This window comes from Pedobacter sp. KH_004 (assembly GCF_057840755.1).
Genome location: NZ_CM174519.1, coordinates 4,806,163 through 4,820,251, shown reverse-complemented (window position 1 = coordinate 4,820,251; position 14,089 = coordinate 4,806,163). Strand labels below are relative to the sequence as shown.

The window sequence follows — 14,089 nt, the reverse complement described above, 5'->3', positions numbered from 1 at the left end:
CTGAAAATTCTAAAAAAAAATTTAAATAAATGAAAAAAGCGCTTATTACAGGAATTACTGGCCAGGACGGATCCTATTTAGCAGATCTATTACTTAAAAAAGGGTATGAAGTTCACGGTATCAAAAGACGTAGTTCTCTATTCAACACCGATCGAATTGATCACCTGTATCAAGACCCTCACGAAAGTAATGTCCGCTTTGTATTGCATTATGGCGACTTGAGTGATTCGACGAATCTTATTCGTATTATACAACAGGTTCAACCAGATGAAATCTATAATCTAGGCGCTATGAGCCATGTGCAGGTTAGTTTTGAAACGCCAGAATATACTGCAAATGCTGATGGAATTGGAACACTAAGGATCTTGGAAGCTATACGTATCCTAGGTTTGGTTGAAAAAACAAAAGTTTATCAGGCCTCAACTTCTGAACTTTACGGGTTGGTTCAAGCAGTACCACAATCTGAAACTACTCCGTTTTATCCCCGTTCTCCATATGCGGTGGCGAAAATGTATGCTTACTGGATTACAGTAAATTATAGAGAGGCTTATGGAATCTATGCGTGCAATGGTATTTTATTCAACCATGAGAGCCCATTAAGGGGCGAGACATTTGTTACCCGCAAAATTACCAGAGGAACTGCAAAAATAGCACTTGGTATGCAAGATAAATTGTATTTAGGAAACCTAGATGCTCGCAGAGACTGGGGACACGCGAAAGACTACGTAGAAGCTATGTGGTTAATCTTGCAACAAGAAAAGCCTGAAGACTTTGTTATTGCAACGGGCGTGACTACAACAGTACGGGATTTCATTAAAATGGCCTTTACTGAGGTTGGCATAGAGGTAGAATTTAAAGGCGAAGGTGTAGAAGAAAAAGGTTACGTGGTTTCTTGCAGTAAACAAGAATTTCAAGTTGAAGTTGGAAAAGAAGTTGTAGCGGTAGATGCCCGTTATTTCCGTCCTACAGAAGTGGAATTATTGATTGGTGATCCAACAAAGTGCAAAGAGAAACTAAATTGGACGCCGAAATATGATCTAGCAGGATTGGTTAATGACATGATGAATGCAGATGTTCAACACTTTCAAAAGGAAAAAATGTTGAAAGAAGCAGGTTATTCAGTTAAAAATCAATTCGAATAAGAACCATGGAGCAATCAGCAAAAATTTACGTCGCGGGGCACAACGGAATGGTTGGCTCTGCGATCGTTAGGAAATTAAAAGCCGAAGGTTTTACTAACATCATCACGCGTTCCTCGAAAGAATTAGATTTAAGAGACCAACAAGCAGTGCAGTCGTTTTTTGAATTGGAGAAACCGAATTACGTTTTTCTAGCCGCTGCCAAGGTTGGTGGTATTTTAGCCAACAACATTTACCGAGCAGATTTTCTTTATGAAAACTTGATGATTCAGAACAATGTGATTCACTCTGCTTACTTACACAATGTTTCCAAATTAATGTTCTTGGGGTCGTCATGTATTTACCCTAAGCTGGCTCCTCAGCCACTTAAGGAAGAGTACTTGCTGACTGGTGAACTGGAACCTACTAATGAGCCCTATGCCATCGCAAAGATTGCAGGAATTAAATTGTGTGATGCATATCGTTCTCAGTATGGTTGTAATTACATTTCGGTAATGCCCACTAATTTATATGGCCCAAACGACAATTACGATCTAAATAATTCTCATGTTTTACCGGCACTGATTAGAAAAGTAATTACTGCGAAGAACAACAACGAAGATACTGTTACTATTTGGGGAACCGGAACTCCAAAAAGAGAATTTCTGTATGTGGATGATTTGGCAGAGGCCTGCTTTTATTTGATGGAAAGCTATAATGAACCAGGCTTAGTTAACATAGGCGTTGGGGAAGATGTTTCTATCTTAGAATTAGCGCGATTGGTAGTTAAGATAGTTGGTTTTGAAGGAGAGATAGTTACCGATTCCTCTAAACCCGATGGCACTCCTAGAAAATTAATGGATGTTGGCAAACTCAATGCTCAAGGCTGGAAAGCAAAGACTTCTTTAGAGGAAGGAATTATCAAAGTGTATAATGAAGTAAAAGATCTAAACTGGAACTAGTTTCATGAATTCGAACAATTATGTATTGATAATGGCCGGAGGCGTAGGCAGCCGTTTCTGGCCAAAAAGCCGAAACCATTTTCCTAAACAGTTTTTGGATATCTTAGGTATTGGTAAATCCCTATTACAATTAACTTACGAACGCTTTTTGAAGCTATGTCCGAAAGATAATATTTTTATTGTAACGAACAGCCAATATGAAGAGATCATCCTCCAACAAATTGAAAATATCAGCTCAAAGCAGTTGATATGTGAGCCAAGCCGAAATAATACTGCTCCATGTATAGCATACGCCTCGTTTAAATTGAATGCACTAAATCCGAATGCAAACATCGTTGTGGCTCCCTCTGATCATTTTATCTTATATGAGGATATTTTTATTAATAAAATAGAACAAGCCCTTAAATATACCGAGCAAAATCAAGCATTGGTGACATTAGGAATTACTCCAATTAGGCCTGATACAGGCTATGGTTATATTAAGTATGAAACTGCTAGCCAGGATGGAGTACATAAGGTTATCCAATTCAAGGAAAAACCAAATCTTGAAAATGCTCAAAAATTTATAAAGGAAGGTAATTACGTATGGAATGCAGGTATTTTTATCTGGAAAGTAAGCTCCATTTTAAGTGCGTTAGAGAAATATTCAGAAGAAATCTATTTACTATTTAAGAAAGGAGAAGGAGATTATAACACACCTGTGGAGGATAAATTCATTGAGGTCAATTACCCGAATTCTCCGAATATTTCTATAGACTATGCGATTATGGAACAAGCTGAAAATGTGTATACCATTCCTGCAGAATTTGGCTGGTCTGATTTAGGGACTTGGGCTTCATTATATGAATCTGCACCTAAAGATAAAGAGCAGAATGTAATAGCAGCGAAGCAGATAAATGTAAGCGGTACTACTAATAGTATTATTCATATAAGCAACTACAAATTAGCAGTAATTAGAGGGTTGGATAACTTTATAGTTGTTGATGACGGAAATGCTTTACTCATTTACCCTAAGGCAGAGGAGCAAGAAATTAAGGGAGTTGTAAAAAAAATGGAACAATTATTTGGAGATAATTTCACGTGATCTAAATGTTTAAGAAGGGTTTGCAGTCCTAATGAATCTATATAAGTTGAACTGTTAAAATTAGGTATTGAAAGTAAAATTTCCCTATCTGATTAGTAGAGTGTTTGCTATAAGGCGCCGAAGTACATTTTAAAACCAGTTTATTGGTAATCACTTTACATGTGGCATAGTATGGTTTATACCTAATATTATAGCTTATCGTGGCAGGCTGATATTCAATTCGTTAATTTTATACTTAAGTGCTATTTAGTTCTTGAAACGCAGCAAAACATCCACATTAAATTCTCCATTGAACTTGCAGATTTGCGTTAATGTCTAAATTGTGGCTTTTACTAAAATCAAAATTGTTAACCGATCAATTGTTTCAATGGATAGAGTGAGCCGGCTATGGAAAACGTTATACGTTAAGAACACTTTTTGGTGTGGTAACTAAAAAGGTATGAAAAATGAGATGGCTTGCGCTATGCCTTTGCTTTCTATCTGACACTAATTTAATTGAATATAAATTCCCATAAGTAGACAACAAGTTCAATTTATAATATATCCTTTTAAACAAAGTATTTTGGATTTTATAGAATTATTATAATCACTAAGCTAAACAATCCGGCATTCCCAAAAAACTTAAATTTAATATGACTAAGCAGCGAGATTTTACTTTTGACATACTACGTGCGATAGCTATAATCTGCGTTATCTTTATACATGTAAACGGCCTCGGCTATTCGGACAGAAATCATAACTTAGGTACTGATCTTGGAATAATCGGTAGACAAATCTGCAATTTTGCTGTCCCTTTATTCTTGTTTATATCAGGATATTTCATGGCTAACAAACATGTCTTTGATCTTCCTTCTTATTGTAATTTTTTAAAAAAGCAGATTCCGAGGGTTTTGATCCCTTTTATAATTTGGAGTATTATTTATAGCCTTATCTCTATTCTTCAAGGAAAAGACACAATATCTATTCTCAAAAACTTTTTAACTTTCCAGGCATCTGGACCTTTCTATTATATACTCCTAATAATACAGTACTATCTTTTATCACCTATCTTAAGCCTAATGTCAAATTCGCGATTGGGAGTACTATCCTCAATGCTAATTAGTTTTGCTTCATGCCTATTTATCCAGTTTTTGGTTTACATAAAAGGAGTCCATCTTCCCCTATTTATTTATGCTGGAAACTTTGCAACCTGGATCATGTTTCCTGTTTTTGGAATGCACATCTATAAAAACAACATAGCTATCAAAAAAAATATTCTGATTATTATAACACTTACACTACTTACGGCCTCGGTTCTAACAACATTTTTATTAATCAAGAACTTTAATAATGTCGCAACTTCTGTATCTGCGGTAAAAGTATCTTCATTTTTATATTCGATTTCGATTATTTTAGTATTGTTTGTATTTAGAAAAAGTTTAAAATCTAATTGGCCATTAGTACAAATTGGGGAGTTATCATTCGGAATATATTTCGTCCATATGATGTATATAATAATAGTGTTTAAGATTTGGGGTATGGTTACCTCTTCTCAAAACTTTGGTAATTTTCCTTCTCAAGTTATCATAACTATTTTAGTTCTGTTTATCAGCCATTTTACTGGAGTATGTTTTCGTAAGATTTTTCCTTCCACTGCTTCTAAGTTGTTAGGATTTTAGTTATTTATACTATTCCTGGCAGGAATTTATTAGTCAATTGTTATCCTAACTTAGTTAGTGAGGATAAACCGCAGTGAGTAGAAAATCTAGTGTTAGATTTTTTATGCCTCCGTTACCTAGCTTCTAGAAACAGGCAATTGGATCTTAATTATAAGCACTATCTGACTAATATATCTGATAAAATCGATGCACTTGATTGTTCATCCATAATTAAGCTCCGTTTTCGTCGCCCAACCATCGATAACAGTACAAAGCAGCAGATCCTGGCATTATTGCGTGGAGATAGATTTGAGCATTATGACTCGTCCTCGAATTACTGTCGTTGTTAGTTATATAATGAAAATACTTTCCACAATCGTTATGAAGTGGTAGCACATAACTAAATAAAAACCGCATGTGTAGGCTATGGAGAGCTCCTACATATTATGATAACAAAGACACTCTTCCTAGAGAGATAGAACAGTCCCATGTTTTTGCGAACAAGCTGTTAAATGTAAGCAGGTCCATGCCAGGCGCTCGATAGTTACCGAACGGAAAAACCTATTCCTCCATTTAGTGAACCTGTGATAGCTCATAAGCTTGTTTAAATAATAGTTCTTGAATCCGTTGTTTGTTAGGTTTATTAAAAGAAAGAGGTGTGACAAACCTTTTGGTGATACGCACCTAAAGGTAAACCATGTATTTATTCTTGCCAATTTTTGACATCCTTTATTACAAAAATACTGCATTCTCCGTTGCTAACTATGTACATTACTGTTAGTGAAAATTCAATACATCTGAAATGTGCATTGTTAGCTTATTATTCGTTTGTAGAATAAATGTTTTTCATTAGCTTTAAAAAAAATTATGGCTACACAACGCTTTAACTATATCGACGGGTTACGTGGCATAGCTATATTGGGAGTAATCCTTACTCATGCAGAAAGCATAACATCACTAAAGGGAATCGGAAAATACCTTTTACAAATTGGTGGTATGGGAGTTCAATTATTTTTCGTTATTAGTGCATTTACTATATTTTATTCGCTTTCAAAAACAGATGGCACAGAGCATCAATATAGAAACTTTTACATTAGAAGACTATTTAGAATTGTACCCATTTATTGGATCGGTATAATACTATATACTTCCGTTTATGGCCTAAATTCAAGAGGTTGGCTTGATGGCCCTGAATTGTGGCATTTCCCTTTTCACATTTTCTTAATAAATACTTTTCATCCATTGACATCTAGCTCAGTGGTTCCAGGTGGATGGTCAATAAGTGTTGAAGTCATGTTCTATCTGTTAGTTCCTCTGCTATATAAATATTTTTATACAAATAAAAGATTGGCTATCTTAATGATAATTTCACTTTTGATACTGCCAGTTATGAACTTTTATTTTAGGAAATTCTTGCTGGACCATACATTGCTTCAAATGGATAGGGTAACAATAGAATTATTTACTTACAGGTGGATACCAAGTCAACTTGCATGTTTCGGATTTGGTGTTATTCTTTTTAAAATTTATCGAGATGGCAGCTATAAGGATTATGTTTCTAACAAAATAACGAATTTTTTACTAATAGTAATAATGACAGTCCTTCTAATAGTTATAAGGGCTGTTCATATTTCTTTACCACAGCCACATCATATTTATGCATTTTGTTTTATGGTGATTGCGCTACTTCTATCCGTTCATCCATGGAAATTATATATAAATACATTTACTATATTCATGGGGAAGATAAGTTATTCTGGTTATTTAATTCACTTCCTTATTCTTAAACAGATTACACTTTGGATCGAAACCCATGCACCGAGTGTCACTCGAGATCCCTTGATCTACTTTTTAACTGTTAGCATCACTGGCCTTGCAATCACAATTCCCTTAGCGTATTTGAGTTATAGATACATAGAGCTTAATGCAGTGTCGCTAGGAAGGATTTTGATAGAAAAATTAAATTTAAGAAGGGGACAACAGCTCCCAGAATAGAGTCTATATTTTACTTAGTGAACATCTGGTAGGAAGATAATGGATTAATTGCTTATCTGTCCTCTCACAGCTTTATGTGCAGTCCGTTATGCAGTGATTGCTAGAAATAACTTCGTTTGATACGTCGTTTTTCAATAGTAATAGTTAGCGAATCAATTCCGTTGCAAAAGCGATCTATGTTTTTGATATTGAGTAATTTTAGCCTCTTTAATCCACATTTCCAAGTGTTCGCAGCAGAGGAATAATCTCTTTGCGGTTCAGTCTTTGGAATATTGTACTTGTTTCTGACAGAACGCACAAAATTGAAGGCGGTCTTTGGGCTAACAGGTGGGAAATTAACATCGTGCTCCTTCAACCAGTCGTGCATCTGGGCTGCAGAGGTAGATGAATAAAGGATAAGCTTTTCCCGAACGAACTCCTCATAGGCATCAAGGGGACATTTTCTTCCAAGTGGCGCTTCTAGCTTTTGAAGATAAGTTTCCTCACTCAAAAGCAATAGACGTTTAGCGGTACGCCAGTCCATAACCAGGTGCTCGGCAGTCTTCTGAATGAAAAACCTGCTCTTTCCATTTGGTGAACTTCATGATAGATCATAAGTTTGTTAAAATAATAGTTCATTGATGAATCCCTTGTATTTTGTGGTGAAAGACAAAGGTGTTCTAATCTTTTGGGCTTTGCCCCAAAAGATGAACTATGTACTTATTCTTGCCGATTTCTAGACATAATTCTTGCCAATTCCTTTATAGCCTTTGTTACGAAAAATCCTGTATTTTTAATTACCAATCACAACAAGTACTGCTACTCAAGGGGATGCAATAATTTAGAGAAGCATCAACCCTTGTTTGGAAATCTCAACAAGTATCTGCGGTAAATACAGTGAAGTCCTTCTGGAATAAGGTTTGGTAATATCGTTACATCGTTCTGAAAATATTGACTTGAGCGTGCTTTTCTGATCTTTGGGTGAACAGCAGGACTATGGAATCTTATATTTCTGATTGGTATATTCGATCTTCCAGTTATAATAGAATAATGCTGGCGAAATTTCGGTTAAGTATATAAGGTAAAATAAGCTGAAGTATCGGTTTTCAGCGCTTTGAGATACTAGGAAAGAAAGTTGTAAAGCAAGTTTATTTATCGATAAGTATAATGGTTAATAAGTCCCTAACAATAAATATTCGGTTTTTCGGATCGCATTTAAATTCGCGAAGAACCATTCTTTATTACCAACTAAATAACCCTATGATCTGGCTAGAGTATGTACTGATAAAGCTGTCCAATAACCCAACTCAGCCAATTCAAAAGTATTTACCACATAACTGGAAAAAATTTCAAACAGTGGAACCTAAAAACTAAACAAACTTGGCTGCAAAAATAGCTTGAAACCAGGGTTGCAGTCCTATAAATCTAATATGTTCCGTATTGCTAGCTTACCTTCCATCTAGGAATAAGCATTTTCTATCGATCTGTTCTTGTTTTAATCCAATTGAATATACAGTTAGCTAATATCTCCGATAGAAAGCCATTTGCTCATTCCTTAGCTATCAGTTTAGATGCTTTTAAACTAGATCATTGAATATCTTAGCTAAGATATTTTTTTTATTGAGATAATTTTCGGCATAAGTTCTAGCATTAACTCTCAAACTATCCATGTTGTTTTCAGTTATAGACAAAATAGCCTGTGCAAGCAGTTCATCGTTTTCCGGTTTTATTACGACACCCATTTCATGCTGCTTGACAACGTTACTCAATGTAGTACCAATGTTGGCTGTTACTAGCGCAAGTCCGCCAACTGACAAGATGGTTGTCAACTTAGACGGCATAACTAAATCACTTGCGTCTCCCTTTTGCAACACCAGATGGACATCTGCCATATTTAGAAATTTGTTGAATACTGCATTTCGCTGTAAAGGGAAAAAATGCACATTCGTTAATTGCTCAACAGTTGCCATCTCTATTAACTTCTCTTTGTATGGCCCAGTCCCGCAAATTACAAATTGGATATGTTTGTGATTAATGAGACTCTTAGCGATTCGAATAAGGGCATCTAAGCCTTGCTTCTCGCCTATGCTCCCTGAGTATAGAATGATTTTTTGAGTCACATCAAATCCCCACTCACTCTTTAGTAATTCTCTATTGGGTAAAGGACCGAAATTAACAGTATCTACCCAATTAGGGAAAAATAATATGTTTTTACTTACCTTGGCTTTAATACGTTTTATCATACCATCTGAAATAGTGCTCACATAATTTACTCTTCTTAATATAAAACGCTCAAGCGAAAATAACACTGGAAACAAACTTGGAGGTAGCATCTTTAATTCCTTTGATGCATCTACTTGTAAATCCTGAATATGATATAAAATTTTTCCGCCTTTGAAAAACCTATAAAACAAAGCCAAAAAGCCTAAGTGGAAAGGAGGAGCAACAGCAAATATAATATCATATCGTTTCTTAAACAGCAATCGCGTTACTACTAAAAAAGAGGAAATGAAAAAACTAGCTTCGTGCAGCAGCCTTTTAAATCCAGAAGGTTGTTCTGGTATATACATGGGGCAGCGGTAGACGACAAGATTACCACCATGAAAAATCTCCCTTTTATAAAAGTTACCCTTATATGGCGCTTGGACTTTCCAATATGGATAGTATGGGAAACTAGTTACCATTGTAGTGTGATGATTGTGGGCAGCCATCCAGTTAATCATCTCACCACTATATTTACCGATTCCTGTTAATTCTGGAAAACAATTAATACCTAAAACTAGTATCCTCATTATTTAATAAACTTTGTATTTGCAGTAAGCTCTTTTGTCCTTAAAACAATAAAGTATTCGTAAATCGATTGTAGTGTGGCATATGTAATCCCAGCACCGCCATCTAAAAATGCTCTACGCCAAATCACCATGTACAACCATTTGATAACTGGGCGTCCAGGCATCTTATAAAACAAGCCTTTCTGATGATAGCGTTTTTCTGTGAAATCTTTACTGAAAAATGCTTTTGATAACGAAAAGGATTTACCTTCACCCATATCCGTTAACCTCATTCTGGCTTCCATATCGGCATAACTTAAATGCCGCTGGATCCAAAAACGAATGCCCTTGCTAAAGGGATAATGATCTAAAAACCCTTTTAGTTTAGATGTAGGACCATTAGGAATAGATATGGGATTGACCAAGCGCTCATATCTCATTTTAGTCGGTTGAAAAAATCGTAGGTAAAATGGGGAAATCTGTGCATGTTCCAACCAGATGCCATCCCATGAAAAATCTCTTCTTTGTATTTCATATGCAACGACGTCGTCGACAACCAAACTTGCGGCAAAAACTGCATTCTTCAACTCATCTGATACACGCTCATCTGCATCAATATATAACACCCACTTATATTTAAATGGTATATTTGCTAAACCCCAATTTTGGTGCGATGCCCAGTTTTCAAAAACTCGTTGAGTGACTTTTGCACCAGACTTAACCGCTAGTTCAACTGTGCCATCATCACTAAAGGAATCGAATACATGAATATCATCACACCAAGCTACTGAGGCCAAGCAACCAGGCAGATCCTGCTTTTCGTTTTTTGTAAGGATTAGTATAGAAACCATGTTTTAAATATTGATAATGATTTAATAGAATTTTTATTATTCAAGAGTTCTTAGCAATTACTCTTTCCTTTATTGGCTTACACGGATGACCTGCACAGACCGCCCACTTTGGCATGTCTTTAGTAACTACAGCTCGAGCGCCTATGACCGCGCCTTCACCTATAACAACGCCAGGATGTACGAAAGCTTCAGCAGCTATCCATGCCAAACTTCCTATGGTTATTGGCGCCGTAATGAGCGGATGACCTTTTTTTGTATAGTCGTGCGAACCTGAACATAAGAAAGCCCTCTGTGATATTATAGCTCTATATCCAATAATAATTTTCCCTTGAGAATACAAATCTACCCCGTTTGCAACACCGCACTCATCTCCCAATTCCAGATTCCATGGAGCCCAGATTTTCACTGCTGGATACACATGTACCCCCTTTCCTACCTTGGCACCAAAAAGACGTAATAAAAAAGAGCGCCACGCATGGAAAGGACGTGGTGAAAAACGAAATAAAAGAACATAAGCAAGTCCCCATGCTACCCTTCCTAACTTATTTTTTAGCGTAAATGATGATCCAGTATAAGTGTCTGTATTTATATGACTCATGATTAAAGTTTTTCTAATGCCGCTATAAAGTTCTTAGCTGCAGTTTCAGGCAAATAATTATTAACGTAGGCCAGCTTACCATTTTGACTTAATTCAGTAAATTTTGTACTTTCACAAGCTAATATCTTAGTTAAGACTGACTGCGTACCCTCTATGTCATCTTTGAAAATAAAGCCGGAATTAGTATCTCTTATGATGTTATATATATTAACCTTATCAGTGATAGCCACAGGCTTACCACAGGCAATCGCTTCGACGACGGCAATTCCAAAATTTTCCTGATGGCTAGGTAAAATAAACATTTCACAACCGTAAATTGCCCCCCATTTTGCATCTCCAGTTATCATCCCCGTAAATTTTATAGAAGGATAATCTTTGGCTAAGTGAACCATGCGTTGAGCAAAGTCTGATTCTATTGGGCCGGCGATAACCAGTCGAGGCATGTCTGGATTTTCATCATTTAGCTTTATATATGAATTAATAAGGAGGTCAACACCTTTTTTTGAATGTAGGCGACTCAAAAATAACCAATATGGTTTAACATTACCGCCAACTATACTTTGGAAAGCAAAGTGCATATCCGGAGATTCTACGGGTGGCATTAATACGCCCAAACCAACATTAAATTCTCTTTTAGGTTTGTAACCCTTGAAAGTTTCCCTTGCGAGTAAAAGTTCTTGCTCACATGTGAACAAGACCGCATCTGCTGAATTGATAGCATTTTTCTCAGTAAGATGCCAGATTAGCATATTTCTGATCGCTTTCATTTTTCTACCTTTATCTTTTTGAAAATAAGGATCTAACATACCGTGGGGCATAACGGAAACTCTTATTGCCAATTTTAATGTGAATCTTAATTTTCTTACAGCCCGATACGTAGCATAATTATGATACTGCCAGATTCCATGCACAATAATATGGTTATACTTCTTGATATTCGACATAAGCCACCTAGTAACCAAAGAATTATACTGAAATCCTGTTACACCTGTACCGACTTTGTGAATAGTAAATGAATCTTTTAGCCCATATTGATCATCTTCATCATCCATACATAATACTTCATGTAAAGAAAAATTGTTATCAAATATTATATTTCTGACCGCTTGAGAAACACCACCTTTTTTGGGATCCATACTTGCAACTATGTGTAGGACTTTAAGCATATATATGGTTTATTTACGTTTAACTTTATTTATTAAATAGCTCAAACTATCAAATCCAATTATTTTACCTAAAAAATTAAAGAAAGAAGATCTTCCGAAAATTGGCCTATAGCCGAGTAACTTAATCTTGCCTTTAATCTCCGTGGCCAACTCTTCGAAATTACACCAAGAAATTAAGTAGAGAATATTTGAGTAGAACAAGGCGATTGCTTTCGTATCGGCTACCACATATTCACCCTTAAGAAGTCTGTATGAATAACTATCTATAGACCTAAGAAATTGTTTATAGCTTGTTTCTGTCCAACTAGAAGCTAGGGAGCCATTTCTCTGACGATAATAAGAAATTGCTGTGTCACAAAACTTGACGCCATCTGATTCTAACAATAATCTGAAAAATATTTCGCCATCCTGATTACGCATAATGTCTAAATTCCATCCTCCTGATTTAATGTAAAGATCACGACTTATCATCCAAGCAGAAACCTGAGAGTATTGCCAGTATTTAGCCATGTCATATATCATAAGTTTCCCGCTACTATATGATTGATTAATTTTATGCTTTAAGCTCCAGCTTTCACTTATATTAGATTCAAACAAACGATATTCCGAAGTAATTATCTTGTTCTGACCATACTTCTCAAAACAAGCAACTTTGTCTAAAAGATAATTTGGCGATATCAGATCATCTGAATCCAAGAACAAAAGATAGATACCTTTAGATTTTTCAAAGCCGAAAATTCTAGCGGCGTTTGACCCTTTTTGGGGATTCTGATAAAGGTAAATATGCTTGTACTTGCTAAGAAATTCATTGACGACATCGATACTATTATCTGTCGAATGATCATCTATAACTATTAGCTCAACATTTTGATAGGATTGGTTTATAAGTGACAATAGTGTTTCCGAAATAAACTTACCGGAATTATAACATGGAATAATTACAGAGACTAGGGGCTTATTCATAATGTTAATTTAGCTGTAGATACCATTTTTTCAACCGTAAGTTCCGAGGAAGAAAGTAGAGCGTTACTTCTAAATCGTTTGAAATCTCCATCAGAAAGAGTCTGCAACTTTTCGATCAAAGAAGGTATATCTTTGAAAATAATAGAATTAAACCCATTGCTTAAATACGCATACTCAACACATTGTGCTATCCTCTCAGATCTTTCTAAAGTAAAAACTGGAACACCTCGCTTTAAGGCTTCTACTATAGACAGACCAACCCAACCCGGTTGGAAGTATACGTCACTTACATAAAACAGGTCAGATTTAAGCTGGTTATCAAAAACAGACCCAAAATCATAAACATGTTTGTAATTAGAAAAATCAGGTTTTTCAGGGCCGTCGCCGATTATTACGAATCCAAATTTCTGCGGATCAGATTTTTTTATAGCTTCAAGTAATAAGTCAACTCTTCTATAAGCATTGTTAAATCTAGCACAATAGATAATCACAGTATTTTGAGAAATTTTAAACCTTTCCTTTAATTTGATTTTATCAGAAGAACTTGGCATATGTTCAATTGACACACTATTACCTAATGAAACAATTTCTTTATGTGGAAAATAAGAGCTCCAGTAACTCTTTTCAGCATCAGTATAGACCCATACTGCATCAGACAGATATACCAAAAATTTTTTAACTAAATGCGGGCGTCTAACCTCTTTTAGATAGTTGGGGATTGATATTCCATGTCCCCAGATAATAATTTTTTTATTACTAATCAGTTTGTTGAGAAAAAGAACTATCCATACTGGTATTAAAATCATATTGAAAGGCAATACTATAGTTTCATACTTTTTCTTAAAAAAATTAAAAGGATTAAAGAAGACAAACGGACCTAACTTAAAGGATTTCGTTGTAATTGTTTCTAAATCGTCAGCACCCTTCAATTGAATCGAATTAGAGCTGTAATTCGAATATGTAAA

General features: G+C 35.5%; 12 protein-coding genes. 5 read left to right on the top strand and 7 right to left on the bottom strand.

Features of this window, described 5'->3' with window-relative positions; translation table 11 throughout:
• Positions 1–29: 29 nt before the first annotated feature.
• From gmd to AC3ITD_RS20740, 5 genes are all read left to right on the top strand, one after another.
• Entirely contained in the window at positions 30–1,142 is a 1,113-nt protein-coding gene (gene gmd / locus AC3ITD_RS20760) for a GDP-mannose 4,6-dehydratase (RefSeq protein WP_489362605.1), read from the top strand.
• A gap of 5 nt (positions 1,143–1,147) precedes the next feature.
• Positions 1,148–2,080 (top strand): GDP-L-fucose synthase, encoded by a 933-nt coding sequence (gene fcl, locus AC3ITD_RS20755; protein WP_489362604.1) that lies wholly within the window; start codon positions 1,148–1,150, stop codon positions 2,078–2,080.
• A gap of 31 nt (positions 2,081–2,111) precedes the next feature.
• Positions 2,112–3,164, top strand: coding sequence for a mannose-1-phosphate guanylyltransferase (locus AC3ITD_RS20750; protein ID WP_489362603.1), 1,053 nt, complete (start codon positions 2,112–2,114; stop codon positions 3,162–3,164).
• A gap of 632 nt (positions 3,165–3,796) precedes the next feature.
• Complete coding sequence (locus AC3ITD_RS20745) at positions 3,797–4,822, top strand: acyltransferase (protein WP_489362602.1); 1,026 nt, start codon at positions 3,797–3,799, stop codon at positions 4,820–4,822.
• A gap of 846 nt (positions 4,823–5,668) precedes the next feature.
• Positions 5,669–6,796 (top strand): acyltransferase family protein, encoded by a 1,128-nt coding sequence (locus AC3ITD_RS20740; RefSeq protein ID WP_489362601.1) that lies wholly within the window; start codon positions 5,669–5,671, stop codon positions 6,794–6,796.
• Between the two features lie 100 nt (positions 6,797–6,896).
• Here AC3ITD_RS20740 and AC3ITD_RS20735 read toward each other — a convergent pair whose 3' ends face one another.
• The 7 genes from AC3ITD_RS20735 to AC3ITD_RS20705 all read right to left on the bottom strand — a co-directional run bounded on the left by AC3ITD_RS20735 (position 6,897) and on the right by AC3ITD_RS20705 (position 14,053).
• Complete coding sequence (locus tag AC3ITD_RS20735) at positions 6,897–7,319, bottom strand: hypothetical protein (RefSeq protein WP_489362600.1); 423 nt, start codon at positions 7,317–7,319, stop codon at positions 6,897–6,899.
• Between the two features lie 1,033 nt (positions 7,320–8,352).
• Positions 8,353–9,567 (bottom strand): WcaI family glycosyltransferase, encoded by a 1,215-nt coding sequence (locus tag AC3ITD_RS20730; RefSeq protein ID WP_489362599.1) that lies wholly within the window; start codon positions 9,565–9,567, stop codon positions 8,353–8,355.
• Positions 9,567–10,397, bottom strand: a complete 831-nt coding sequence (locus AC3ITD_RS20725; RefSeq protein WP_489362598.1) for a glycosyltransferase family 2 protein — start codon at positions 10,395–10,397, stop codon at positions 9,567–9,569. The genes AC3ITD_RS20730 and AC3ITD_RS20725 overlap by 1 nt, the downstream gene beginning before the upstream one ends.
• Positions 10,398–10,437: 40 nt before the next feature.
• The gene (locus tag AC3ITD_RS20720) at positions 10,438–10,995 is read right to left on the bottom strand and encodes an LbetaH domain-containing protein (protein WP_489362597.1); all 558 of its coding nucleotides are present in this window, start codon (positions 10,993–10,995) and stop codon (positions 10,438–10,440) included.
• 2 nt (positions 10,996–10,997) lie between these two features.
• Positions 10,998–12,161, bottom strand: a complete 1,164-nt coding sequence (locus AC3ITD_RS20715; RefSeq protein WP_489362596.1) for a glycosyltransferase — start codon at positions 12,159–12,161, stop codon at positions 10,998–11,000.
• Positions 12,162–12,170: 9 nt separating this feature from the next.
• Entirely contained in the window at positions 12,171–13,124 is a 954-nt protein-coding gene (locus tag AC3ITD_RS20710) for a glycosyltransferase family 2 protein (RefSeq protein WP_489362595.1), read from the bottom strand.
• Positions 13,121–14,053: a glycosyltransferase gene (locus AC3ITD_RS20705; RefSeq protein ID WP_489362594.1), complete on the bottom strand. Its 933-nt coding sequence runs from the start codon at positions 14,051–14,053 to the stop codon at positions 13,121–13,123. Before AC3ITD_RS20705 ends, AC3ITD_RS20710 begins: the two co-directional genes overlap by 4 nt.
• Positions 14,054–14,089: the final 36 nt, after the last annotated feature.